29 protein-coding genes and 1 tRNA gene are annotated in these 21,442 nt (G+C 65.7%); 17 read left to right on the top strand and 13 right to left on the bottom strand.

From position 1 onward, the window contains the following. Positions 1-99: 99 nt before the first annotated feature. The 4 genes from HALKA_RS0107260 to HALKA_RS0107245 all read right to left on the bottom strand — a co-directional run bounded on the left by HALKA_RS0107260 (position 100) and on the right by HALKA_RS0107245 (position 1,798). Positions 100-384 carry a type II toxin-antitoxin system RelE family toxin gene (locus HALKA_RS0107260; protein ID WP_018257356.1) on the bottom strand — a complete coding sequence of 95 codons (285 nt, stop codon included), beginning with the start codon at positions 382-384 and terminating at the stop codon, positions 100-102. Next, on the bottom strand, positions 377-658 hold the full coding sequence (locus tag HALKA_RS0107255) for a ribbon-helix-helix domain-containing protein (RefSeq protein WP_018257355.1): 282 nt from the start codon (positions 656-658) through the stop codon (positions 377-379). Before HALKA_RS0107255 ends, HALKA_RS0107260 begins: the two co-directional genes overlap by 8 nt. A gap of 353 nt (positions 659-1,011) precedes the next feature. Beyond that, positions 1,012-1,083: transfer RNA gene (locus tag HALKA_RS0107250), tRNA-Thr, on the bottom strand. 67 nt (positions 1,084-1,150) lie between these two features. Continuing rightward, complete coding sequence (locus HALKA_RS0107245; RefSeq protein ID WP_018257354.1) at positions 1,151-1,798, bottom strand: DUF7114 family protein; 648 nt, start codon at positions 1,796-1,798, stop codon at positions 1,151-1,153. 54 nt (positions 1,799-1,852) lie between these two features. On the opposite strand from HALKA_RS0107245, the gene HALKA_RS0107240 reads away from it, so the two are divergent. After that, positions 1,853-2,545, top strand: a complete 693-nt coding sequence (locus HALKA_RS0107240; RefSeq protein ID WP_018257353.1) for an enoyl-CoA hydratase/isomerase family protein — start codon at positions 1,853-1,855, stop codon at positions 2,543-2,545. Positions 2,546-2,571: 26 nt separating this feature from the next. Next, positions 2,572-3,279 carry a thioredoxin-like domain-containing protein gene (locus HALKA_RS0107235; RefSeq protein WP_026190198.1) on the top strand — a complete coding sequence of 236 codons (708 nt, stop codon included), beginning with the start codon at positions 2,572-2,574 and terminating at the stop codon, positions 3,277-3,279. Between the two features lie 31 nt (positions 3,280-3,310). Here HALKA_RS0107235 and HALKA_RS0107230 read toward each other — a convergent pair whose 3' ends face one another. Beyond that, a complete protein-coding gene (locus HALKA_RS0107230; RefSeq protein WP_018257352.1) occupies positions 3,311-4,144 on the bottom strand; it encodes an NAD+ synthase in 834 nt (277 codons plus the stop codon). 132 nt (positions 4,145-4,276) lie between these two features. Between HALKA_RS0107230 and HALKA_RS20860 the strand changes: the two genes are divergently transcribed. Further along, the gene (locus tag HALKA_RS20860) at positions 4,277-5,299 is read left to right on the top strand and encodes a glycine zipper family protein (protein WP_155119377.1); all 1,023 of its coding nucleotides are present in this window, start codon (positions 4,277-4,279) and stop codon (positions 5,297-5,299) included. 221 nt (positions 5,300-5,520) lie between these two features. Here the strand turns inward: HALKA_RS20860 and HALKA_RS20855 are convergent, their stop codons facing one another. Together HALKA_RS20855 and HALKA_RS0107225 are read right to left on the bottom strand one after the other, a co-directional pair. Continuing rightward, positions 5,521-5,775, bottom strand: a complete 255-nt coding sequence (locus HALKA_RS20855; protein WP_015762134.1) for a hypothetical protein — start codon at positions 5,773-5,775, stop codon at positions 5,521-5,523. 421 nt (positions 5,776-6,196) lie between these two features. After that, positions 6,197-6,577, bottom strand: a complete 381-nt coding sequence (locus HALKA_RS0107225) for a VOC family protein (protein ID WP_015762135.1) — start codon at positions 6,575-6,577, stop codon at positions 6,197-6,199. 207 nt (positions 6,578-6,784) lie between these two features. Between HALKA_RS0107225 and HALKA_RS0107220 the strand changes: the two genes are divergently transcribed. Then, positions 6,785-7,756, top strand: a complete 972-nt coding sequence (locus HALKA_RS0107220; RefSeq protein ID WP_018257351.1) for an aldo/keto reductase — start codon at positions 6,785-6,787, stop codon at positions 7,754-7,756. Positions 7,757-7,854: 98 nt separating this feature from the next. Here HALKA_RS0107220 and HALKA_RS0107215 read toward each other — a convergent pair whose 3' ends face one another. Both HALKA_RS0107215 and HALKA_RS0107210 read right to left on the bottom strand, forming a co-directional pair. Continuing rightward, positions 7,855-8,733: a YkgJ family cysteine cluster protein gene (locus HALKA_RS0107215; protein WP_018257350.1), complete on the bottom strand. Its 879-nt coding sequence runs from the start codon at positions 8,731-8,733 to the stop codon at positions 7,855-7,857. Positions 8,734-8,781: 48 nt separating this feature from the next. Then, positions 8,782-9,159 carry a CBS domain-containing protein gene (locus HALKA_RS0107210; protein ID WP_018257349.1) on the bottom strand — a complete coding sequence of 126 codons (378 nt, stop codon included), beginning with the start codon at positions 9,157-9,159 and terminating at the stop codon, positions 8,782-8,784. An 85-nt stretch (positions 9,160-9,244) separates the two neighbouring features. Between HALKA_RS0107210 and HALKA_RS0107205 the strand changes: the two genes are divergently transcribed. From HALKA_RS0107205 to HALKA_RS0107195, 3 genes are all read left to right on the top strand, one after another. Continuing rightward, positions 9,245-10,078, top strand: a complete 834-nt coding sequence (locus HALKA_RS0107205) for an aldo/keto reductase (protein WP_018257348.1) — start codon at positions 9,245-9,247, stop codon at positions 10,076-10,078. Positions 10,079-10,520: 442 nt separating this feature from the next. After that, positions 10,521-11,372, top strand: coding sequence for an NAD(+) synthase (gene nadE / locus HALKA_RS0107200; protein WP_026190197.1), 852 nt, complete (start codon positions 10,521-10,523; stop codon positions 11,370-11,372). Between the two features lie 49 nt (positions 11,373-11,421). Further along, positions 11,422-11,952: an HTH domain-containing protein gene (locus HALKA_RS0107195; RefSeq protein ID WP_018257346.1), complete on the top strand. Its 531-nt coding sequence runs from the start codon at positions 11,422-11,424 to the stop codon at positions 11,950-11,952. A 195-nt stretch (positions 11,953-12,147) separates the two neighbouring features. Here the strand turns inward: HALKA_RS0107195 and HALKA_RS0107190 are convergent, their stop codons facing one another. Beyond that, the gene (locus tag HALKA_RS0107190; RefSeq protein ID WP_044956654.1) at positions 12,148-12,429 is read right to left on the bottom strand and encodes a hypothetical protein; all 282 of its coding nucleotides are present in this window, start codon (positions 12,427-12,429) and stop codon (positions 12,148-12,150) included. A gap of 372 nt (positions 12,430-12,801) precedes the next feature. Here HALKA_RS0107190 and HALKA_RS0107185 point away from each other — a divergent pair, with 372 nt between their 5' ends. From HALKA_RS0107185 to HALKA_RS0107155, 7 genes are all read left to right on the top strand, one after another. Beyond that, positions 12,802-13,107, top strand: coding sequence for a 30S ribosomal protein S24e (locus HALKA_RS0107185; RefSeq protein WP_015762143.1), 306 nt, complete (start codon positions 12,802-12,804; stop codon positions 13,105-13,107). Position 13,108: 1 nt separating this feature from the next. Continuing rightward, positions 13,109-13,243, top strand: a complete 135-nt coding sequence (locus HALKA_RS0107180) for a 30S ribosomal protein S27ae (RefSeq protein ID WP_015762144.1) — start codon at positions 13,109-13,111, stop codon at positions 13,241-13,243. Between the two features lie 21 nt (positions 13,244-13,264). Continuing rightward, positions 13,265-14,911 carry a bifunctional N(6)-L-threonylcarbamoyladenine synthase/serine/threonine protein kinase gene (locus tag HALKA_RS0107175; protein ID WP_018257344.1) on the top strand — a complete coding sequence of 549 codons (1,647 nt, stop codon included), beginning with the start codon at positions 13,265-13,267 and terminating at the stop codon, positions 14,909-14,911. 33 nt (positions 14,912-14,944) lie between these two features. Further along, on the top strand, positions 14,945-15,406 hold the full coding sequence (locus tag HALKA_RS0107170; RefSeq protein WP_018257343.1) for a universal stress protein: 462 nt from the start codon (positions 14,945-14,947) through the stop codon (positions 15,404-15,406). A gap of 42 nt (positions 15,407-15,448) precedes the next feature. Continuing rightward, positions 15,449-15,718 (top strand): DUF5808 domain-containing protein, encoded by a 270-nt coding sequence (locus HALKA_RS0107165; RefSeq protein ID WP_018257342.1) that lies wholly within the window; start codon positions 15,449-15,451, stop codon positions 15,716-15,718. 47 nt (positions 15,719-15,765) lie between these two features. Continuing rightward, positions 15,766-16,428: a non-canonical purine NTP pyrophosphatase gene (locus tag HALKA_RS0107160; RefSeq protein WP_018257341.1), complete on the top strand. Its 663-nt coding sequence runs from the start codon at positions 15,766-15,768 to the stop codon at positions 16,426-16,428. 228 nt (positions 16,429-16,656) lie between these two features. Then, complete coding sequence (locus HALKA_RS0107155) at positions 16,657-17,436, top strand: SDR family NAD(P)-dependent oxidoreductase (protein ID WP_018257340.1); 780 nt, start codon at positions 16,657-16,659, stop codon at positions 17,434-17,436. 7 nt (positions 17,437-17,443) lie between these two features. Here HALKA_RS0107155 and HALKA_RS0107150 read toward each other — a convergent pair whose 3' ends face one another. Further along, entirely contained in the window at positions 17,444-17,911 is a 468-nt protein-coding gene (locus tag HALKA_RS0107150; protein WP_018257339.1) for a DUF7384 family protein, read from the bottom strand. A gap of 338 nt (positions 17,912-18,249) precedes the next feature. Between HALKA_RS0107150 and HALKA_RS0107140 the strand changes: the two genes are divergently transcribed. Continuing rightward, the gene (locus HALKA_RS0107140; protein WP_044956653.1) at positions 18,250-18,864 is read left to right on the top strand and encodes a hypothetical protein; all 615 of its coding nucleotides are present in this window, start codon (positions 18,250-18,252) and stop codon (positions 18,862-18,864) included. An 84-nt stretch (positions 18,865-18,948) separates the two neighbouring features. Here HALKA_RS0107140 and HALKA_RS0107135 read toward each other — a convergent pair whose 3' ends face one another. Further along, complete coding sequence (locus HALKA_RS0107135) at positions 18,949-19,560, bottom strand: MBL fold metallo-hydrolase (RefSeq protein ID WP_018257336.1); 612 nt, start codon at positions 19,558-19,560, stop codon at positions 18,949-18,951. 179 nt (positions 19,561-19,739) lie between these two features. On the opposite strand from HALKA_RS0107135, the gene HALKA_RS0107130 reads away from it, so the two are divergent. Continuing rightward, positions 19,740-19,922 carry a DUF5786 family protein gene (locus HALKA_RS0107130; protein ID WP_018257335.1) on the top strand — a complete coding sequence of 61 codons (183 nt, stop codon included), beginning with the start codon at positions 19,740-19,742 and terminating at the stop codon, positions 19,920-19,922. Between the two features lie 36 nt (positions 19,923-19,958). Beyond that, a complete protein-coding gene (locus HALKA_RS0107125; RefSeq protein WP_018257334.1) occupies positions 19,959-20,519 on the top strand; it encodes an endonuclease dU in 561 nt (186 codons plus the stop codon). A gap of 5 nt (positions 20,520-20,524) precedes the next feature. On the opposite strand, the gene HALKA_RS0107120 is transcribed toward HALKA_RS0107125, so the two are convergent. Continuing rightward, positions 20,525-21,181 (bottom strand): potassium channel family protein, encoded by a 657-nt coding sequence (locus HALKA_RS0107120; RefSeq protein WP_018257333.1) that lies wholly within the window; start codon positions 21,179-21,181, stop codon positions 20,525-20,527. Between the last annotated feature and the right edge of the window lie 261 nt (positions 21,182-21,442).

The following is a 21,442-nucleotide window of genomic DNA, read 5'->3' as shown; positions in this document are numbered from 1 at the left end:
GCTGTCTAGTGATTCAACACAGCCCTTACGACCGATTACAGGGGACAAATCCGCTGAATCCTCTACCTGTATCTCGCCGCATTGAGGATGTTCTATTACTTAATCGTCGTCAGCGGTGTACGCGCCGTCTCGACGCTTGATACGCGCGACGACAAGCTGCTGGTCGTCCTGACGGAAGGTCACAGAGAGCCGAAACCCCCCGATGCGTATTTTCTTGTGCGGACTGTTCTGGAGTGGCTCCCCGTAGTCGGGCGGGTCGCGCCACGGCGAGGAGACGATTTTATCGAGCTTGTCGAGTATCCGGTCTTGGTCGGCGGGGGAAAGCCCATCAAGGTCGTCCTCGGCTTTCGAGGAGAGTTCCCACGTCCACCCGTCGTCACTCATCGCTCGTGCCGAACCGCTCGCGGGCTTCCTCCGCGCTCGTCGTCCGTTCCTTGCGGATGTCCTCCTCCGCTTCGAGCAGGGCGACGAGTTCGTCGCGGTCGAACGTCGGGAACTCGACGGCGTCTCGAAGCGTGTACCGGATGAACTCGCTCCGACTGTTGAATCCGCGTCCTTGCCACGTATCGTCTATCTGTTCGAGGAACGACTCGGTGAGCTTGAAGTTCACCGTGGCGATGTCGTCTCCGCTGTCGTCGTTTGTGGCCGCTTCAGACATATAGACGTAATACGCTGGTCTTACCAATAGTCGTTTCGGCGGCACTCCATTCGCCGCGTAATCGTCGTGGATAGCCGCATCGAGGGATATTCTATCAGGTTCCTGACTACACTTCACTCGTTCCTCTGCGAGCACAGATTAGCGAAATCAGGTGTGTCCCTGAGGATGCGCTCCCGGTCAATTTCGGGGCTATCCCGCCGCAGTCTGCGGGTTGATTTGTGTGTTCTGATAGTTTGGAGAATCACCATACAGCGAGGGATACCCTGTTTAGTGAGACAAGGCTGTTTTGACTATGTTGTGTTCAAGACAGATAAATCTGTAAAGTGCGCGTATAAGTCGTGTACGGCAGAAAGAGCCTAGGCCGGGATTTGAACCCGGGCTCTCGTCCTTACCAAGGACGCGCTTTACCTCTAAGCTACCCAGGCGCGCATTCATCCGTTGTCCGGAGTTGTCTTTAGGCGTTACGATTCGGGGACGGCACGCTACTCTCTCTCAGTGGTCGGCCGAGGTGCGGACGCCGTCGGCGCTCGTGGTGTCGGTCGTCAGCGTCGCGAGCGTCTCGCGAACGTCCTCCTCGGCAAACGTCTCGACAGGTGGCAGTCCGTCGGTCACGAGGTCGCTGGCGTACTCACGCAGGCGTGGCGCGGGTCGGTTCCCGGCGGCGGTGACGCCGGCCACGGCGGCGAGTTCGAGCACGTCGGCTTCGAGGTTCCGATCGAGCGTGGGGTCGTCGGTTTCGCGGCGGACGGTCTGGTCGGTACCGAACGCCCGGACTACGTCGACGGCGGCGTCGGCGGCCTCCGTTCGGGCCAGCAGGTAGAACCCACGCGAGACGAGGATGTCGGCGATGAGAACGTCCAGGTCGGCGGCGTCGCGGTCGCCGCCCGCCCAGGGGTCGTCGTGGGCGAGTGCCCGCGTCAGCCGGAGTCCCTCGTAGATCAACTGGACACCGGCGGCGCGGTCGCTGATGCCGTCGAGCTGTCCATCGCAGCCGGCGGCGCTCGCGCTGACGAGCGTGCAGACGCCGGGCGTCATCGAGGCGGCGTCGAGCCGGTCCTCGATACGGTCGCGCAGACGAGCGGGGTCGACGTCGTCGACTGCCGCCAGTGCGGCTCGTCGGACCGCAGCGGCTTCCTCCATTACCTTCGCCTAGCGACGGGAAGGGCAAAGACCTTTGGAAACGTCGGGTCGGGCATGGGGACGATACGGACCGAGCGGACGGGCGAGGTACTGGTCGTGACGATCGACCGGCCCGACAGCCGCAACGCGCTGACGGCCGACGCGCTGGCGGCGCTGCGAGATCGACTCGCGGACGCGAGCGTGCCGGTAGTCGCAGTTCGGGGCGCTGGGTCGGCGTTCTGTGCCGGCGCAGATCTGGCCACCGTCGACGCCCTCGACGGGGACGACGCGCGTTCGTTCTCGCGGCTGGGCCAGGCCGTCGCGGACGCGCTGGCTGGCTACGACGGGGCGACCGTCGCGGCCATCGACGGGGCGGCACGCGGCGGGGGCGTCGAACTCGCGCTGGCCTGTGACCTGCGGGTCTGTACGCCCCGCTCGACGTTCGCCGAGTCGGGCGTGACGCTGGGGCTGTTCGGCGCGTGGGGCGGGACCGATCGGCTGGTCGACACCGTCGGCCGGAGCGTGGCGATGGACCTCTCGCTGTCCGGTCGCGTCGTCGACGCCGAGGAGGCACTGCGGGTCGGCCTGGTTTCGCGGATCGTCGACGATCCTCTGGCGGTCGCACACGCGGTCGCCGACAACGACGCCGGAGCGGTCCGGACAATCAAGGGGCTGCTCGCCGAGTCGGCCGACGGCGACCGCCAGTCCGAGCGGGAACGCGAGGCGTTCGCGGCCCTCGTCGAAGCGCGGGCCAACCGCAAGGATTGAAGCCGTTCCGGGCACACTACGAGACGATGGTTGACTGTGAGTACTGTGACGGGTCCTTCGACAGCGAGGACGCGTACCTCGATCACCTCGGCAGCGCCCACGAGGGTGAGCTGGGGTCGATCGATCAGCGGCGGGTCGCCGAGCACGACGGGAGCGACGAGGGCCGGAGTCTCTCGCTGGGGCCGGCTATCCTGATCGGTGTCGTCGGCTTCTCGATCGCGGTCGTGGTCTACGTCGTCGCCTTCATGGGCGCGGGCGGTGGTGGATCGAGTCTCCCAGACAGCGGCGATCAGGCGGTCGTCTCGCAGGTGACGACCCAGGAGTCCGAGGGGCGGACCCACGTCGACCGGGGCACGGAGCTCACCTACGAGCACATGCCGCCGACCTCCGGGCCACACTACGCCGACTGGGCGACGGGCGGGTACTACGACGACGAGACCGCGCCGCCGCTGGGCGATGTCGTCCACGCGCTGGAACACGGGGCGATCGTCGTCTACTACGATCCCGACGGTATCGATCCGGACGTTCGCGAGAGCTTCCGGCAGTACGGGAACCGGTACACGGACGACTTCATGAGCTTCCTCGCGGTCCCGACGCCGGTCGAGGACCCGGAGGCGACCTACGTCCTGACGGCCTGGACCAAGCGCCTCGACATGGACGAGTACGACGAAGAGACGATGCGGCAGTTCATGGCCGAGTACATCGGGCGCGGGCCCGAGCAACGGGTCCGCTGACGGCGTCGCCCGTCCGAGCCGCCACCGGCGGTCAGAACAGCGGGTCGGGACCCGGCGGCGCGGCGCGCTTGTGCTTGCTCCCTTCGTAGAGGGTCCTGACGTGTTCGACGGCGTCCTCGTCGACGCCGATCTCGGCGGCCGTCGCCGAGGCGGAGACGCCGCCCTCGACGTGGAGCGCGAGGATCGAGTCGAGCGTCGGGTAGTCGATGCCCAGCTCCGCCTCGTCGGTCTGGTCGAGCCACATCTCGGCGCTCGCGGTCTTCTCCGCGAGGTCGTCCGGGACGCCGACGTGTTTGGCGAGCTGGCGGACCTGGCCCTTATACAGGTTCGCGATCGGGTGGCAGTCCACGGCACCGTCGCCGTACTTGGTGAAGTAGCCCACCAGCGCCTCGCTTCGGTTGCCCGTCCCGAGGACGATCGAGTCCCGGTGGTTGGCGGCGAGGTAGTTCAGTACGGCCCGACAGCGCACCCGGAGATTACCGACTGCCAGCTGATCGCCCTCGGCGTCGGGGTACCCGTCGAGGAAGGCGTCGGCGATCGGTTCGACCTCGATCACGTCGTACTCGATGTCCAGCAGCTCGCTGGCGACGCGCTCGGCGTCGCTCATGTTCTCCTCGCGGTTGACCTCGCTGGGCATCACCAGCCCGTAGACGTTCGCTGCGCCCAGCGCCTCGACGGCCAGATGCGAGGTGAGCGTGCTGTCGATCCCACCGGAGAGCCCGATGATCGCCGTCTCGACGCCGGCCGCGTCGGCCTGCTCGGCGATGAAGTCGGTGATGTGATCGCGATACGCTTCCAGTTCCGCCTCGGAGAGAGTCAGATCCAGCGGATCGTCGGCTCGCTGGACCGGTTTCGCTTCTGCCATCGTATCCCGAAGAAGGGACGCTAGCGACTAATACCCCACCGAGTCGCCCCCAGGAGTGGACGATCGGTCAGTCTCAGGTGTCGCTGCGACGTTCCTCAGTGTCGAGACTACCGTACTCTTGTTGGTGTTTGGATGACTAGTCCCAAGATCGGATCAGATATCTCGGGAATGACTGTATTTGACCTGAATATCTACAATATAGATTCTGCAATAAAGTATGGGGAAAGTAGTATTTCAAAATATCAGCTAATATCATACGAAAAGATTTTTAAACTATACCCTTCATTGGAAAATGCAATGCGAGATAACACAAACCGACGGCAGTTCCTGAGTATCGCAGGTACGACAATCGGAGCATCAGCAATTCCAGCAGTCGGTGCAGCCCGCAGGGGAAGAGGTAGAGGACACGAAGACGTAGACCCTGCGCCAGTTGAGCTGGAGGCCCGAGAAACGGTAGTCACTAAAGAAAGCGTATATAGCTTTGCTCGGGCAAAAAATACCGAGACAGGAGACGTCCACGAATTGGCTCTAAAAACAGAAAAGAAAAATATAGAGGTGAGCGCTACTACGGCAAGCACACACTCTATTGAGACCTATGAATTGGAAGCTGGTAGCGTTGAGGCAGCCCAACAGATGGTTAGCAGTCAGGATTGGCAAGATGAAACTGCTTATGATGATCTTATTGACGAAGCCGGGAGTGGCATAGCAGAGACAGTCCAGCGAGCTAAGGTATACAAAGGTGATCGAAATCAGGGATGTCCGGCTTATGGATCTGATTACGGCCAGCACAATGTTGTTGGTGCTTCAGTTGAGTACTACGATGATATTAATACGCTAACGAAGACAGTTCTCGGGACAGTAGTTGGCACAGTTGCCGGTATCATAGTTGGGTTGCTAACCGGCATTGCCAGCACGCCTGTGACAACTGTTATCGGTGGGGTTGTAGGTACAATCGTCGGGTTTGCGTTTGACCATCTGAAAGATTCGAATATTCTGACTTTCGGCGGGTATGATATGGGCCTATGTGCAGGCGACACGTGCTTGCCGGCAGCTGTCACATTCGTCAGTGGGCATTGGATGCCCACAGACACGAATAAAATGTATCAAGTAAATCTCGAACGAGATATCCACATGTCGGGTACACTTTCTGATTGATAGATCAAGGAGTGAGCTGGCTGTAGCAAGAACTGATTACAAAGATATCATATATCGGCAGAGGGACACTGGAAATGAATAGTTAGAGATTTGATGGATCTACAACCTTGTTAATCATCCCGCAGTTTGGGGTGTGTCCTAGCACGGTTGAGCTGTTGATTTAGGAACAGTAGGACTGATCCCTCTCAGCTCAGTCTGACAATTGGAAGAATATCTTCTCTTTACGATTTTACACCAATACCAATTTGATAAAATAAAAATGGTATAAGAACTATGGAAAGTGTGAGAGAAAAAGTAACAACTGAGAGGATTATCGGGAGTTCGACGTACCAAACTGTATCGGGCACGATTGGTCCCATTGCAAATATAATGACCACTGCGACGGCTAGGGAAACCATTCCTGCGAAGAATATTTCTAACCGGCTTGACCATGCGCTCTCTCGCATGAGGAGGTACTCTTTCGGCGGAATCTCCATATTCCACACACTAATTCGACTGTGATAAATGTGCGGGACACTCCGCAGGCGGTGTTCAGATAAGCAGCAGCACTGACTGACATATAGACACCGAAAGCCCTCGGCACGCTCGGCGGTTCTGTGGCGGATATCTTCACTGCGTTCGATAGTGCCGCCGCAGAACCGCCGACCGCACCTCGCCCTTTCATCCACCAGGAATCGGCTGGTTCACCGTCTGAACCCTGGCGGATGAAAGGGCGAGTGCAGTTGCGGGAACCCCGGCGAAGCAAGCACGCGGAGCGCGCGTAGCGAGCCGCGGGACCGCAACTGCACGAGGGCTTTCGGTGCCTCGACGATGCTACTCTCGATCTCTTATCTGAACACTACCACTCCGCAGCAGGTTGCAATCTTTCTGATTGGCAAGTGAGTGTGGCTGCCGAAATCAGTCGCTCGACTCCAGCGGCTCCACGAACTCCAGCACGTACCCCTCGGGGTCCTCGACGAAGGCGACGTAGGCGTCGGCCGGTTCGATCACGGTGGGTGCGGTGACGACGGTTGCGCCCTGCTCTGTGGCGCGCTCGACCATCGCCTCGGTGTCGTCGACGGTGAGTGCGACGTGGTCCACGTCCGCTCGATTCGGCGCGATCGGCGTCGTGCGGTCGGGGTCGTGCCGGAGCTGCAACTCGCCGTGGTCGCCGCCGACGTAGACGTTCTCGACGCCGTCGAGCGTGAACGACCACTGTCGTTCCAGCCCCAGTTCGGTGTAGAACTCGACCGCGCGATCCATCTCCGAGACCCACAGCGCGACGTGTGCAACGTCCATGATCGGACGTGCGCGGCCCGGTAGTTGTGTGTATCGACTCGGTAGCGCTCGGATAAGAGAGTGAGGGCCGAGGGCTTTCGGTGTTTGCACACCGGTATCTCGGCTGCGCATGTGAACAGGACCACCGACTCCGGCGGGCCAGTTTTCGCGGCCGGCGTGTCAGAAGCTTGCCGTTGACTACTTGGTCAGTCCCCACGACCCCCGTGTATGGAGTACACGACACTCGGCTCGACCGGGATCGAGGTCTCGAAGATCTGTCTGGGCTGTATGAGCTTCGGCAGCGGCGACGAGTGGATGCTCGACCGGGACGACTCCGAGGCGCTGATCGAGCGCGCGCTCGAACTCGGGATCAACTTCTTCGACACGGCCAACGTCTACTCGACGGGCGAGAGCGAGAAAATTCTGGGCGACGTGCTCGGCGAGTACGACCGCGACGAGCAGGTCGTCGCCACGAAGGTGTTCGGCGAGATGGGCGACGATCCCAACAGGCAGGGGCTCTCGCGGAAGGCGATCGAACAGGAGCTGTCGGCCTCGCTGGAGCGGCTGGGGATGGACACCGTCGACCTCTACCAGGTCCATCGCTGGGACGACGACACGCCCATCGAGACGACGCTGCGGGCGCTGGACGACGCCGTCCGGCGCGGCCAGGTGCGTCACATCGGAGCGTCGTCGATGTGGGCCCACCAGTTCCAGCGGGCCCTGCACGTCAGCCAGCGGGAGGGGCTGGCCCGCTTCGAGACGATGCAGGACCTCTATCACCTCACCTACCGCGAGGAGGAACGCGAGATGTATCCCGTCTGCGAGCAGTGGGACGTGGGCGTCATCCCGTGGAGTCCCCTCGGCGCGGGCTATCTGACCCGCCCCCACGAGGCGTTCACCCGCACGACGCGGGGCGAACACGAGAAGGAGAACATCGGGCTCCCCTACGACGAGGGGCCGGGGAGTCGGGAGATCAACGAGCGCGTCCAGGAACTGGCCGACGAGAAGGGCGTGACGATGGCCCAGATCGCGCTGGCCTGGCACTTCGAGAACGAGTACACCGATGCGCCGATCCTCGGCACGTCGAGCATCGAACACCTCGAAGCGGCCGTCGAAGCACTGGAGATCGACCTCTCGGCGTCGGAGATGGAGTCCCTCGAAGAACCGTACGAGCCGGTCCCGGTGTACGGCCACGAGTGATACTGCCGGCTGTCGACCTGTGACCGATTTCGCCACCCGTAGCGACCCCCGCCACGCGGTAACGAACGGGGGGCGGATCCGATACGTCACGCCAAAGCTCACTCGACGGCGTCCCAGCCCGGCGTCGGCGGTGCGCCGTCGTCGTCCTCGATCTCGCGTGCGCAGTCGGGGTCCGGTGCCGGCTCGCCGACCGCGTCGGCGATCGTCTGCCAGCGCTCGATCGCTCGCCCGGTCCACGACGGTGCGTCCCGTGCGCGCTCGTGGTACCGCTCGTACCAGTCGTCGCTGACGGCCCCGGTCCCGGGTGCGGAGGCGGCCGCGACGGCGACGAACTCCGCGCGGTCGGCGGCCGTCAGCTCGTCGGCGACGAGGCGAGACACGACGCCGGAGAGGCGCTCGGGCTCGGGGTGTGCGAACAGCTTCGAACCCAGCGCGGCCGGGCCGAGCAACGGCGTGGCGTCGGCCGGCGGTTCGTCGTCCCGGAGTCGCTCGCCAGCAGCCTCGCCGGGGGCGTGCGCCTCGACGCGCTCGCACTCGGTCTCGACGGCCAGCGAGACGTTCTCGCCGGGGTAGGCCCCACAGGTGTCCGGATACAGCTCGCCGCCGTGGAGCCGACACTGCAGGGTCACGGGATCGAGGAAGACACAGCTCTCCAGCCAGGTGGCGTCGGCGTCGAACGGCGCGACGGGTTTGGGCGGCTTGCGAAGGCCGACGTAGAACGCCGGCCGACCGTCGATCGCGGCGACGCTGTGCCCGTCGATTCTGACGCCGTCGTCGTCGGCGAACAGGCGGGGCGTGAGGGCGTCGCCGTGACCGCGGTCGACGAACGCACGCACCTCGGCGCGGGTCAGCGGGACGAGGTTGGCGGTCTCGTCGAGCGGCTGGCGACTGCCGCGCCGCTCGTGATCGATGTCGGCGTCGGTCAGGGGCCGCCAGTCGATACAGCAGCCGGCACACCCCTCGCAGTCGACTCTCATGTTCGACCGTTCGGGCGTGCGGGAGAAAAGGCCCCGCCCCGAGACGCCCTAGGCGAACTCGCCCGTCGTGTCCGTCGAGGAGACCATCCCGACGTAGTCGCCGTGGTCGTCCATCACCGGGAGGTGTTTGATGCCGAAGTTGGTCATCATGGCCGCGGCCTCGTTGAGTTCCGTCGTCGTCTCGACGCGCTCGACGGGAGAGGTCATCACGTCCGCGACTCGGGTCTCCGAGAGGTCCGCGCCCTCGGCGACGGCGTGGACCACGTCGGTCGTCGTGACGATCCCGGCGTCCGCTCCCGGGACGAAGAGCCCGTTGACGTTCGATTCGCGCATCTGCTCGGCGACGGCCCGGACGGTCGCGTTCGGGCTCGTCGTCTCCAGCGGTGTCGACATCACGTCCTCGACGAGGACAGTGTCGGAACTCATACCACGACTGTCGTGGCCAACTGTCATTGTCCTTTCCCTCCTTCGACGCCGCGACGTTCTTTGTGGTCCCGGCGCAACGTCGGCTATGGAACACGTCGAAGCCGGCGGCGCGTCGATCCCGAAGATCGGACTCGGAACGTGGCAAAACACCGGGACAGCGTGTACCGAGACGGTTCGGACCGCTCTGGATCTCGGCTATCGACACGTCGACACCGCGCAGGTGTACGACAACGAGCGGGCGGTCGGCGAGGGGATCGCCGCGGCCGACGTGGATCGCGACGACATCTTCCTGACGACGAAGGTGTGGCGCTCGAACCTCCGGCGCGAGACGGTCGTCTCGACGGTCGAAGAGAGTCTGGCGAAACTCGGCGTCGACTACGTTGACCTGCTGTTGATCCACTGGCCCCACCCGCGCGTCCCCGTCGAGGAGCCCCTCGACGCGATGGCCGAACTGCGCGAGCGGGGGCTGGTCGAACACCTCGGCGTGAGCAACTTCACGCGGTCGCAGCTCCGGGCGGCCGCCGACGCCGCCGACGCCCCGATCGTCGCCGATCAGGTGCTGTACCATCCCTACAAGGAGCAGTCGGCGCTGCGAGAGTACTGCGTCGACGCGGGGATCGCACTGACGGCCTACAGCCCGCTCGCGCGGGGGCGGGTCCTCGGAGACGATCTGTTGGCCCGGATCGGCGACCGCTACGACCGGAGTCCGGCACAGGTCGCGCTGCGCTGGCTGGTCCAGCAGGACGGCGTCGTCGCCATCCCGAAGAGCACCAGCCGCGATCACCTGGCCGACAACCTCGCAGTCTTCGAGTTCTCCCTGACCGACGACGAGATGGCCCGCATCCACGAGCTGGAGGGGGGCTTCAAGACGAAGCTTCGCAACCGTCTGCCCGCGCTGATGCGCCGGCTGCCCGTCTGATAGCGGTCGGCGTCGCGATCGACGGGTGGGTGTAGCGACGCAGCAGTGAGCGGCTCTTCCGGGGCGACGGCCATCGGGAAGCGAGGAGTCCGTCCGAGACCGTCGTTTGGCCGGAGTGTCTCGCCTTTCGATGGCCACTATACCTGTACTAGGACCTCCCAGAGACCCCCATCCATTAGTTCCCCTGGTAGGGAATCACTATCAGTAGCGAGTCGAACTGCTGGTACCGTGTACTGCACGCCACGATCTGTGATCGGGTCGTCCGGCCGACAGCCGACGCCGTTTGTCCGACGGCCGGCGACAGCTATCGCGCCGGCCGTCTCCGTCTCACGAGGAGCGTTCTCCCGAGGGCGGGACAGCCGGCACAGCCGTGAGCCCGGCGGTGTCCGCCCCCCGGAGCGACACGGTCGGGGTTCGCGCTCGCCGCCGGGCGGTGGTCGCCGTGAGTGACTCGAAACGCACCCCGTCCGACGCCGCACTGGCCCGCGAGGGCTCCGGGCTTGCGACCGACCCGGAAGCGGTCCAGCAACTTCGCGAGCAGTTGCCCCGCTTCGTCGAACGGACGCTCGAACGGGCCGGTGCCGAGGGCGTCGTCGTCGCGCTGGACGGGCGAGTCGGTTCGACGGTCGCGGCGGTGCTGGCGATCGAGGCCGTCGGCGTCGATCGGGTCTGCGGTCTCGTGTTGCCGGCCAACATGAACGACGAGGCTTCGGCCAGGGCGGCGGAGGCGGTCGCGTCGATGCTGTCGATCGAGTACGAGCGACTCCAGTTGCGGCCGCTGCTCTCGGCGTTCCAGCGCGTGCTCGGTGCCAGTGGGGAACCGGCCGACGACGTCGTCGCACTCGACAACGCACGCGAACGGTTCCGGATGGCGTGTCTGTACTACGTCGCCAACACGACCGACCGGCTCGTGCTCGGCTCCGTCGATCGCACCCGGCGGCTCCTGGGATCGACGACGAAACACGGGGACGACGGCGTCGACCTCGCGCCGCTGGCACCGCTCTACCACACCGAGGTGCGCGCGCTCGCGAGAGCGGTCGACGTGCCGTCGAATATCCTCGACCGATCGACGCGGACGGCGGGACGCGCCGACAGCGACCCGGAGCAACTCGGCGTCGACCCCGAGACTCTCGACGAGATCCTCCACGCTCTCGTCGACGAAGCGCAACCGCCAGCCGCCGTCGCCGAGCGACTCGCCGTCGATCGAGCGACGGTCCAGCGGGTCCGACAGTGGCGAGAAACCACCAGACACAAGCGCCGCCCGCCGCTGACGCCGTCGATCGATCTCCAGTAGTCACGACCACGAAACTCATGGTTGCTGACCGTCAACAGACAATTAACGAATGAACGCGAACGACATCGACCTCTCTCCGACGCAGACTCAGCTCGTAACGACGCTCGTCAACGAACACGAGACCGCTGACGGCCCGGTCACGAGCGGTCAGGTCGCCGAGATCCTGGACCGCAGCTCGGGCACGGTCCAGAACCAGCTCACGACCCTCCAGTCGATCGGGCTCGTCGAGAGCGTCCAGGGACCCACCGGCGGGTACGAGCCGACGCCAGCGGCGTTCGCCGCGATCGGTCGCGAGCCGATGGACGACGCCGAGACGGTGACGGTCTCGCAGGCGTTCGACCGGATCGACGCCACGGTCGAGGAGATCGACCTGACCAACGTCCACCACCCGACGGAGTGTACGGCACACGTCTCCCTCCAGGAGACCCTCGACGGTATCGAGGTCGGCGATCCGGTCGTCGTCGGGCCGACGCCCAGCGCCGATCTGGTCGTCGCGGGCGAAGTGACGGCCGTCTCCGAGACCGCCGACGAGCTGGTGCTCGCCGTTCGACGCATGGACGCGCCGGTAACCGAGGAGTAGATGACGGCGACCTCGCCGCGGTGGCGTCGTCGCAGCGAAAACCAGTCGTGATGCCAAGAGCGTGGCGTGTCGTTCTCACACCGTCGGCTGTCACGGCGTGACGGGCAGCGGTCTCATACGGACGGTTGTCGTCGCGTAGCGATGCGCGTCGCCACGGAGGAGACGGTCACCGGGACAGTCCGACAAGCGTCCGTATCACTGCGGGGCGATGCTGACGGTCACGGTACCGACGCCGGGGACGGTGACCCGACGAGGCGTGTCGGTCGTCCGGCGGACCAGCGCGGCCAGTCCGAACTGCGTGCCTTTCACCGCGAGTGCCGTCGCGGCGAGCGCCGTCGCGGCCGCGAGCGGATAGCTCAGGGCGACGAGAGCGGCGACGAGGAGGACGGGGAAACCGACCAGCGTCGCGAACGACGGGGAATCGACTGCGGGACCACGCTCGGATCGTGTGCGAAGATGGGACGTGTTCGATGACATTGTGAGTGCTCCGTGGGGGGCGAGCGGTCGCGGGACCACTACCGTACATACACCAATACTCTCGCTATACAAAAAGTTTCAGAAACTCTATTGGTTTTGAGAGATGGTATCAGTGCACATCCTGTAGAAATGCTTTTCACGCTCCGAAATGCGGTGCAACAGTTACCACGGTATTCGTTTTCTCAACTCGACTTTCTTATATTTCGTCTCGTAGTACCGTGTCGACGGGGGTCGTGTCGTCTCCGTCGATCCGGCTCTCTCCTCGGGTGTCGGTCGCGACGCCGTCGGGTCTCGGCCCGCCGCGAAGTGGGAAGCTGTACGCCGTTCGAAATCCTTTTACGCGCTTCAGGGGCAATGTAGGGACAACGAACCATGGAAATCGACATCATCAAAGAAGACGACAACCCGATGTTACACCGGACCGACGTTCGGTTCGAGGTGCGACACGACGAGGCGACGCCGTCGCGACTCTCCGTGCGCGACTCGCTCGCGGCCAAGCTCAACAAGGACGCCGAGGAAGTCGTCGTCCACGAGCTCGACACGAAGTTCGGGATGCGAAAGACCGTCGGCTACGCGAAAGTGTACGACGCGCCCGAGTTCGCCCGCGAGGTCGAGCAGGACCACATGCTCGAACGCAACAAGATCGTCGCCGACGGCGAGTCGGGTGAGGAGGCATAAGATGGCCCGTCACGAGTACTACAGCGACGACGGTCAGATCGAACGCGAGCAGTGCCCCCGGTGTGGCGACACCTTCCTCGCCGAGCACGACGACCGCAAACACTGCGGCAAGTGCGGCTACACCGAGTGGGAGTAACGCCCGCATAGCGGCTTCACAATGCGCGTTCTCGGCATCGAAGGCACAGCCTGGGCAGCCAGTGCTGCGATCTTCGAGGCGGACGAGAGTGACCTTCGAGATCCCTCGGCGGCCGCCAGTGACGACCACGTCTTCATCGAGACCGACGCCTACCAGCCCGACAGCGGCGGCATCCACCCCCGCGAGGCCGCCGAACACATGGGCGAGGCGATCCCGACCGTCGTCGAGCGCGCGCTCGACCACGCCCGCGAGCGAGCGCCCGACACGGAGACGGGCCCGCCCATCGACGCCGTCGCCTTCTCGCGTGGCCCCGGTCTGGGTCCGTGTCTGCGCATCGTCGGGACGGCGGCCCGAGCCGTCGCCCAGCGGTTCGACGTGGCGCTGGTCGGCGTCAACCACATGGTCGCACACCTCGAAGTCGGGCGCTACTTCTCGGGCTTTTCCTCGCCCATTTGCCTGAACGCCTCGGGTGCCAACGCGCACGTCCTCGGGTACCGCTCGGGACGGTACCGCGTGCTCGGCGAGACGATGGACACCGGCGTCGGCAACGCCATCGACAAGTTCACGCGCCACGTCGGCTGGTCTCACCCCGGCGGTCCCAAGGTCGAAGACCACGCGACGCGCGGGACGTACGTCGATCTCCCCTACGTCGTCAAGGGGATGGACTTCTCGTTCTCGGGAATCATGTCCGCCGCCAAGCAGGCCACTGACCGTGGCACGCCGGTCGAGGACGTCTGTCGCGGGCTCGAAGAGACGATCTTCGCGATGCTGACCGAAGTCGCCGAGCGCGCCCTCTCGCTGACCGACGCCGACGAACTCGTCCTCGGGGGCGGCGTCGGCCAGAACGAGCGCCTCCGATCGATGCTCGCGGAGATGTGTACGCAGCGCGGTGCGGAGTTCTACGCGCCGGAACCGCGCTTTCTCCGGGACAACGCCGGGATGATCGCGATTCTGGGCGCGCGGATGTACGCGGCCGGCGACACGCTGTCGATACCCGACTCCGGCATCGACTCGGACTTCCGGCCCGATCGGGTCGAGGTGACCTGGGACGCGGGCGAACCGGTCGCTCGCGTCGGCGGCGACGCCGACGAGATTCAGGGGGCCGAAGCGCTCGTCCGCTTCGAGGGCGACCGCGTGATCAAGGAGCGCCGTCCCCGCTCGTATCGCCACCCGGAGCTGGACGAACGGCTGCGTTCGGAGCGCACCAGACAGGAGGCCCGCCTCACCAGCGAGGCCCGCCGGCACGGCGTTCCGACGCCAGTGATACACGACGTCGACCCACGGGACGCCCGGATCGTCTTCCAGCGGGTCGGCGATCGAGAACTGCGCGACGGGCTGACCGAGGAGCGGGTGCGGGCGGTCGGGCGGCAGCTCGCTGCGATCCACGACGCCGGCTTCGTCCACGGCGATCCGACGACGCGGAACGTCCGCGTCGAGGCGGACGATCCCGGCGTCTTCCTCATCGACTTCGGACTGGGCTACTACACGCGAGACACCGAGGACCACGCGATGGACCTGCACGTCCTCGATCAGTCGCTGGCCGGCACCACCGATGACGCCGAGCGACTCCGGGCCGCCGTGGCCGACGCCTACCGGACCGCGAGCGAGCGCGACGACACGGTCCTCGACCGTCTCGACGCGATCGAGGATCGCGGCCGATACCAGTGAAAATTAAGTGGGTCCCGCCAGACCGCTCCTGACATGGACGACGCACTCGTCGTACTCGATACGGACGAACGTGGCCGCGAACTGTTGGCCGAGGCCGCGCAGCTGGCCGATGGCGCGGACGCGCGCCTCCACGTGCTCTCCCTGCTCACTCACGAGGCGTTCGAAGAGAAACGCGACTCTCTCGACGCCGTGGCCGCGGAGGAACACACGAGCTACGACGACGGCGTGATCATGGACGACGTTCACCAGGAGGCGGCGGCGGTCGTCGAGGAGGTCGTCGGCGACTCCGACGTCGAGTGGGACGTCGTCGCGGGACGGGTCGGACAGGCCGAAAACGAGGCCGACCGCATCCTCGAAGCCGCCGCGGACAACGACATCGACCACGTGTTTCTCACCGGCGACCAGCGGTCGCCAACCGGCAAGGCGGTGTTCGGTGACCGGGCCCAGGCCGTGATCATCAACTTCGACGGCCCCGTCACCTCGCTGCTGGGCTGAGCGAGGAAAAACGACTTAACGCGGCGTGCCGTACCGGATTCCATGACCGACAAACCACAGTCCGGCGAACTCTTCGGAGTGCCGTACAACTTCGAACGCCCGAGCGTTCGACGGATGCTGTCCTCGTACTGGCAACCCGGCGACTCGATGCTCGTCGAGAAACCGTTCGGGATCGGGTACTCGCTGAACCTCGCCAACTGGCGCTCCTGGGTCGTCCTCGCGGTCGTCGGCGCACTGGTCTGGCAAGAGCAGGGCGGCATCGAGGAGGAGCCAGACGCCGAGGACGAAGCGGTCGAAGTCGTCGTCGACTGAGTCGCGAACATCGACGGCTATTTTCCCGTCCTCGCCCGACTCGCGGTATGCTCAAGTTCGTCACGACCAACCTCGGGAAGGTCCACGAGGCCAGGGAGTACCTGGGCGCGGAGACGGTCGAGCAGTTCGACTTCGACTACACGGAGGTCCAGGGCGACGACCTCGCTGCCGTCGCCGCCCACGGCGCACGCGAGGCCTATCGGGCGGTCGGTGAGCCCGTCATCGTCGACGACTCCGGTCTGTTCGTCGACGCGCTCGATGGGTTCCCCGGCCCGTACTCCTCGTACGTCGAAGACCGGCTCGGCATCGAGCGGGTCTGGCGACTCACCGAACCGGAAGACGACCACAGCGCCGCCTTCGAGACCGTCGTCGCCTACTGCGACGGCGACGGCTTCGAGGCCGCACCGAGCTCCGTCGATCATGACGACCGGCGCGGAGACGACCTGGCCGCCGACGAGCGGGGCGGAGCGACCACCGACGCGCAGGTCGACGGTGAGACGCTCCCGGTGAAGCTGTTCCGGGGGCGCGTCCCCGGAACGATCGTCGCACCGCGAGGGGACGGCGGCTTCGGCTTCGACCCGATCTTCGAACACGACGGCGCGACCTTCGCCGAGATGGACACCGAGCGGAAAAACGCCGTCAGCCACCGCGGCCGGGCGCTTTCGACCTTCGCCGAGTGGGTCGAGACGACGGGTCGGATCGATGACTAGCGAGGGGCGACACGAGCGAAGCGAGTGTCGGCCCTCGCTGAATGCGAGCGGGAGCGAGAGGAGTGAGCGACACGCGAGCACGGAGCGAAGCGAGTGTCGGCCCTCGCTGAATGCGAGCGGGAGCGAAGGGAGTGAGCGACACGCGAGCACGGAGCGAAGCGAGTGTCGGCCCTCGCTGAATGCGAGCGGGGCGCGCCGCGCCTCGAAAGCGAATGGGGGGACAGTCTCATGAGCGGCAGCGAGGCAGCGGGGACGGCCCTGATCACGGGTGCCAGCGCCGGGATCGGTGCGGCGCTGGCCCGGGAGTTCGCTCGCCACGGACACGATCTCGTCCTCGTGGCCCGCCGAGAGGACCGTCTCGAATCACTCGCGGCCGACCTCGAACGCCACGGCGTCACGGCTCACGTCGTCGCGATGGATCTGGCGGCGGACGACGCGCCCGATCAGCTGTGGGCGACGCTAGAGGACCGTGGCATCTCCGTCCAGACGCTCGTCAACAACGTCGGCGTCGGCACGCACGGCCCCTTCGCGGAGAGCGACCCCGACGCGGAGCGGAGACAGCTCCGGCTCAACGTCTCGGTGCTCGTCGAACTGACCCGCCGGTTTCTCGACGATCGGGACGCCGGGCAGGTCCTCAACGTCGGTTCGGTCGCGGGCTTCGTCCCCGGCGCGTACATGGCGGGCTACTACGCCAGCAAGGCCTACGTCAACAGCTTTTCCCAGGCGCTGGCGGCCGAGCACCGGGACAGCGCCCTCGACGTGACAGTGCTGTGTCCCGGCCCGACCGAGACGGAGTTCCAGGAGCGGGCGGGGATGAGCGACTCGGCGGTCGGTCGCACGCTCTGCTACACGCCCGAACGGGTGGCGCGGGCGGGGTACCGGGGGCTCCAGCGCGGCGAGCCCGTCGTCGTGCCGGGGCTGGCGATGACCGTCCTCGTGGGTCTGCTCTCGTTCGTCCCGCGCCCACTCCAGCGGTGGGGAAGCCGGCTCGTCAACGGGAATCGCTGACGGCGACCTACGCCCGCGGGTCGCTGTCCGGTCCGGGGTAGTCGCCGTCGTGGGTCGCCTCGTACACCGCCGCGGGGTCGAACAGCCGGGCGAACGCGTCCGGCGGACGGACGCTGAGGTCGGCGTGGGGCTGGATCGACAACCCCGTTCTGGCCGACCGGAGCGTGTCGTCGTACGACAGCAGGTGCGTGGCCTCGCCGCGGTAGGCGGCGGCAAGCCCCGGGTGGTCGTCGGGCGGGTGCTCGACGCAGTGACACGCCGTCGTCACGCGCTCGCGCCAGTCGGCGGCCAGCGAGTCGTCTGCGAGATCGGCGATCACCGCCTCGGCGTCGTCCAGCAGCGGGACGCTGGCGACCAGCGTCACCCAGTCGTGTCGGCGCACGTGATCGAGCGCGGCGCGGGCGTCCCCACCGACGAGGAGGTCCGCGGCGAGTACGTCGGCGTCGGCCACGACTCGGGTCGACTCACCCGTCACGGCGTCGCTCCTCCAGTGCCGAACGCACGCTCTCGACGCTCGTCTCGTACGCCGTCGCTCGCTCGAAGAGTTCCTCCCAGGTCACGCCCGACGGGAGGCACGCGCGAGAGAAAAACCCACGGACTACGCCGCCGTCGAACGCCCGTCTGACGGGTATTTATGTACGGTCGTCCTAACCCGTCGACACGGGCGCGCACATCGACTGTACATTCAGTCTCCCATCCTCCCGAGCGCGCCCGGACACCGCAACCCACCCCTCTCTTTGGTCCGCGAGCCGACGCGCTGACACCGGATCCCACAGAGACTTACGTCGGCCCCACGCAGTGGACGCCGAAGCGATGAGCAACACCGCCACAGAGCAGACCAGACCGGGCTTCCCGGGCGTCAGCGTCGTCGAGGCGCTCGGCGTCCTCGCCGTCTTGCTGGCACTGCAGTTCCTCTACGCCGCGAGTGGCTTCGCCGACGGTGTCCTGACGATCGCCCACCGGATCGTCTACATCATGACGACTGCGCTGGCCTGTACCTGGACGCTGCGGCTTCACGACGGCTTCTCGCTGAAGTTCATGGGCGTCACGGTCGGCCTGGTCGCGGGCGGGATCGTCTCGATCGTCGCGTTCGCGACCGCACCGCCCCTGGCCGTGACCGCCGCCGCGATCGCCGTGCCGGTGGGCTTCGGGATCGTGGTCCGTCTCACCGACGCGCTCCCCAACTGGACGGGGACGCACACGACCCTCTTGCTGGTCGTACTCGGCACGACGGCGATGTTCGTCGCGGCCGCCCCTCGCGATGTCGGCTCGCTCGCGTCCGTCGGTTTCGGGATCGAAATCGTCCCCGTCACCGACGGCCTGTCCAGCCGGCTCGAAATCGTTCGGGACGGCGTGACCAGCGTCGTCCACGCGCCGCTCGCGGCCGTGGGTGCCGGGCTATACGTCCTCGGTCGCGTGTTCGAGTGACACTGTCGAGTGCCAGTCCGTCCTGACAACTAACCCTGAGAGAGCTCTTCCCGACCGCTCGCAGCCGTCGAGCGCGACTCCGCGCTACTCCGCTGGGTACTTCGGCTCTCGGCGTTCTGCCCGTTCGAGCGCGCGTTCGACGACCGCTCGAACGTCGCCCTCGAAGACGCTGCCGTGGCCGGCGTACATCGCTCCGACCGACGCGGGGAGCCGGTCGAGGAGGGCCCGAATCGACTCGACGAGGCGCTCGCGAGACTGGTCGGGGGCGTCGGTCCGGCCGAAACTACCGTCGTCGAACGCGCCGTCGTCGTGGACGACCACGTCGCCGGAGAACAGCGCCGTCTCGGAGACCAGCGAGACGTGGTCGTCGGCGTGGCCCGGCGTGTACACGACCGTACAGTCGTGGTCGCCGACCGTGACGGTGTCTCCGTCGGCGAGTGCGTGGTCTCGTCGCGGATGGTCGCCGTAGGCGTACAGTTCGGCGTCGAACGCGTCGAGGACGGAGGCCAGCTCCGCGACGTGGTCGCCGTGCTGGTGGGTCAGGACGACGCGATCGAGTTCGTCGACGTGGTCTCTGATCGCGTCCACGACGCCGACGTACGCACCGGCGTCGATCAGCGTCGTCCGTTCGCCCGTGACCAGATAGGCGTTGCAGGTGAACGTCTCCGCGCCGTCGGTGACGGTGTAGACTGCCATCGTTCCCGATAGGGGCGGCTCGTGTTTCAGGCTGCCGACTGTCCGGTGAGAGACGCGACATCCCGAGGTGGTGACGGCCGTGTCACTGCGCCGTCCTGTAGTTCTACTGTCGTTTCCTGCGACGGTAGCGGCAAAACCGCCGAGCGATTTATCACGGGGAATCTATAATGGTTACGTGTATGGGGTTTGGGAGCTACGACGAATCCGAACAAGACAATCAGGAGTACGACACAGAGTACGACGACGAGGATGGACTGTCCACCTCGGAAAACGAGCACGACGGTGACGTGGAGTTCGAGTTTACGGCCTCGAACGACGAACTACTGGACCGGCTCGACGACATCAAAGGCGAGAACACGTAATCGAAACCGCCAGACTGCGGGCTCGGGAGTTTCGAGATGAAAGCCGGCGTCCGCGCGCTGGGCGTCGCAGAGTCGTATCGAGGGTCGACGAGCACGCTGGCCGGCGTTGTCGTCCGCGCTAGTCGGGTCGTCGACGGATTCGTTTTCGGCAGTTGCACGGTCGGTGGGAGCGACGCGACCGCCGAGATCGCCGACATGGTCGATCGGCTCGACCGCGAGGACGTTCGGTACCTGCTGGTCTCTGGCATCGCGCCCGCGTGGTTCAACGTCGTCGATCTCGACGAACTCCACGACGCCACCGGACTCCCGGTCTGTTCGATCACCTACGAGGAGAGCGAGGGGCTCGAATCGGCGATCCGGGACGCGTTCGACGATCCCGCGGTCGCGGACGATCGGCTGTCGACCTATCGAGCCCAGCCAGAGCGCCGTCCGGTCTCGGTCGCCGACGGAACGGTGTACGTCCGGAGTGTCGGCATCGGCGAGGACAGGACCGGGGAGATCGTTCGCGCGTTCACGCCCGAGGGCGGACGGCCGGAACCGCTCCGGGTAGCGCGGCTGGCCGCCAGCGCTGCCGACGCCGCTGACCGAGAGCGGTAACCCGACTACGTGCCCTTGAGCGACGTTCGCACGTCGTCGAGCGTCTCGGGACTGGCCATGACTGCGACGGTGTCGCCGGCAGCCAGCTTCGTCCGTGGGAGCGGGATCGTCATCGGTTCACGGTCGCTCCCGTGCGCGTAGATCCGCGCGTCGCCGGGGAGATCGAGCGCGACGACGCGCTCGCCGACGGCGGGCGATCCGTCGGGGACGGTGACGCTGGCGACCGAGAGCTGTTCGGTGAGATCTGCCAGGACGTTGAAGTTCCCGCCCAGCAGCGCGGTCTTGGCACCCGCAGCACCGAGTCGCTCGGGGTAGACGATCTCGTCGACGTCGGCGGCGTACTTCTCGTAGATCTCCTCGCGGTAGTCGGCGTCGATCCGGAGGACGGTTCGACAGCCGTGTTCCTTGCCGATCATGCAGGCCGCGAAGTTGGTGTTGAGGTCGCCGGTCAGCCCCGCGATGGCGTCGGCGTCGTCCAGCCCCGCCTCTTCGAGGACGGACTCGTCGTTGCCGTCGCCTCGGACCGTCTCGAACCCTTCCTCCGCGCTCCGATCGGCCTTGTCGAGGTCGTTCTCGACGATGACGACGGTGTGGCCCTCGCTGTCCAGGATGCGTGCCGTCCGCGTCCCGACCCGACCGTAGCCGACGATGACGAACTTCATACCGCGTGGTACGTCACCATCCCACAAAATGCTGCCGCCCGTTCGATCGGCGACTGGATTCGACGGACGTGAGACGATCCCACGTTACGAACCCCCCCGTTTCGGCTAGAGATCGACTCCAGTCTTGCGGTTCTTCTGGACCAGCTTCACTTTCACCGCGGTGCGTCAGACGCGCGAAAGACGCAGGACGGCGGTGGGTTCGAGGGGAAACGAGGGGGTCGTGGTGAGTGTTCTCACCCCGTTGCGGGGGCCAGTTTCGAA

It is taken from the genome of Halomicrobium katesii DSM 19301, from assembly GCF_000379085.1.
In the GTDB taxonomy this organism is placed as follows: domain Archaea; phylum Halobacteriota; class Halobacteria; order Halobacteriales; family Haloarculaceae; genus Halomicrobium; species Halomicrobium katesii.
Note: the sequence above shows the minus strand (reverse complement) of the source record. Positions and strands in the feature narration are given on the sequence as shown.

Excerpts from the sequence above, each read along its gene's own strand:
- HALKA_RS0107220 (WP_018257351.1), top strand. The coding sequence starts at position 6,785 with ATGGAGTACACGACACTCGGCTCGACCGGGATCGAGGTCTCGAAGATC.
- HALKA_RS0107130 (WP_018257335.1), top strand. The coding sequence starts at position 19,740 with ATGGGGTTTGGGAGCTACGACGAATCCGAACAAGACAATCAGGAGTAC.
- HALKA_RS0107120 (WP_018257333.1), bottom strand. The coding sequence starts at position 21,181 with ATGAAGTTCGTCATCGTCGGCTACGGTCGGGTCGGGACGCGGACGGCA.
- HALKA_RS0107165 (WP_018257342.1), top strand. The coding sequence starts at position 15,449 with ATGACCGACAAACCACAGTCCGGCGAACTCTTCGGAGTGCCGTACAAC.
- HALKA_RS0107205 (WP_018257348.1), top strand. The coding sequence starts at position 9,245 with ATGGAACACGTCGAAGCCGGCGGCGCGTCGATCCCGAAGATCGGACTC.
- HALKA_RS0107125 (WP_018257334.1), top strand. The coding sequence starts at position 19,959 with ATGAAAGCCGGCGTCCGCGCGCTGGGCGTCGCAGAGTCGTATCGAGGG.
- HALKA_RS0107140 (WP_044956653.1), top strand. The coding sequence starts at position 18,250 with ATGAGCAACACCGCCACAGAGCAGACCAGACCGGGCTTCCCGGGCGTC.
- HALKA_RS0107240 (WP_018257353.1), top strand. The coding sequence starts at position 1,853 with ATGGGGACGATACGGACCGAGCGGACGGGCGAGGTACTGGTCGTGACG.
- HALKA_RS0107215 (WP_018257350.1), bottom strand. The coding sequence starts at position 8,733 with ATGAGAGTCGACTGCGAGGGGTGTGCCGGCTGCTGTATCGACTGGCGG.
- HALKA_RS0107260 (WP_018257356.1), bottom strand. The coding sequence starts at position 384 with ATGAGTGACGACGGGTGGACGTGGGAACTCTCCTCGAAAGCCGAGGAC.
- HALKA_RS0107190 (WP_044956654.1), bottom strand. The coding sequence starts at position 12,429 with ATGTCATCGAACACGTCCCATCTTCGCACACGATCCGAGCGTGGTCCC.
- HALKA_RS0107185 (WP_015762143.1), top strand. The coding sequence starts at position 12,802 with ATGGAAATCGACATCATCAAAGAAGACGACAACCCGATGTTACACCGG.
- HALKA_RS0107255 (WP_018257355.1), bottom strand. The coding sequence starts at position 658 with ATGTCTGAAGCGGCCACAAACGACGACAGCGGAGACGACATCGCCACG.
- HALKA_RS0107170 (WP_018257343.1), top strand. The coding sequence starts at position 14,945 with ATGGACGACGCACTCGTCGTACTCGATACGGACGAACGTGGCCGCGAA.
- HALKA_RS0107245 (WP_018257354.1), bottom strand. The coding sequence starts at position 1,798 with ATGGAGGAAGCCGCTGCGGTCCGACGAGCCGCACTGGCGGCAGTCGAC.
- HALKA_RS0107135 (WP_018257336.1), bottom strand. The coding sequence starts at position 19,560 with ATGGCAGTCTACACCGTCACCGACGGCGCGGAGACGTTCACCTGCAAC.
- HALKA_RS0107225 (WP_015762135.1), bottom strand. The coding sequence starts at position 6,577 with ATGGACGTTGCACACGTCGCGCTGTGGGTCTCGGAGATGGATCGCGCG.
- HALKA_RS20855 (WP_015762134.1), bottom strand. The coding sequence starts at position 5,775 with ATGGAGATTCCGCCGAAAGAGTACCTCCTCATGCGAGAGAGCGCATGG.
- HALKA_RS0107160 (WP_018257341.1), top strand. The coding sequence starts at position 15,766 with ATGCTCAAGTTCGTCACGACCAACCTCGGGAAGGTCCACGAGGCCAGG.
- HALKA_RS0107155 (WP_018257340.1), top strand. The coding sequence starts at position 16,657 with ATGAGCGGCAGCGAGGCAGCGGGGACGGCCCTGATCACGGGTGCCAGC.
- HALKA_RS0107195 (WP_018257346.1), top strand. The coding sequence starts at position 11,422 with ATGAACGCGAACGACATCGACCTCTCTCCGACGCAGACTCAGCTCGTA.
- HALKA_RS20860 (WP_155119377.1), top strand. The coding sequence starts at position 4,277 with ATGACTAGTCCCAAGATCGGATCAGATATCTCGGGAATGACTGTATTT.
- HALKA_RS0107180 (WP_015762144.1), top strand. The coding sequence starts at position 13,109 with ATGGCCCGTCACGAGTACTACAGCGACGACGGTCAGATCGAACGCGAG.
- HALKA_RS0107230 (WP_018257352.1), bottom strand. The coding sequence starts at position 4,144 with ATGGCAGAAGCGAAACCGGTCCAGCGAGCCGACGATCCGCTGGATCTG.
- HALKA_RS0107175 (WP_018257344.1), top strand. The coding sequence starts at position 13,265 with ATGCGCGTTCTCGGCATCGAAGGCACAGCCTGGGCAGCCAGTGCTGCG.
- HALKA_RS0107210 (WP_018257349.1), bottom strand. The coding sequence starts at position 9,159 with ATGAGTTCCGACACTGTCCTCGTCGAGGACGTGATGTCGACACCGCTG.
- HALKA_RS0107235 (WP_026190198.1), top strand. The coding sequence starts at position 2,572 with ATGGTTGACTGTGAGTACTGTGACGGGTCCTTCGACAGCGAGGACGCG.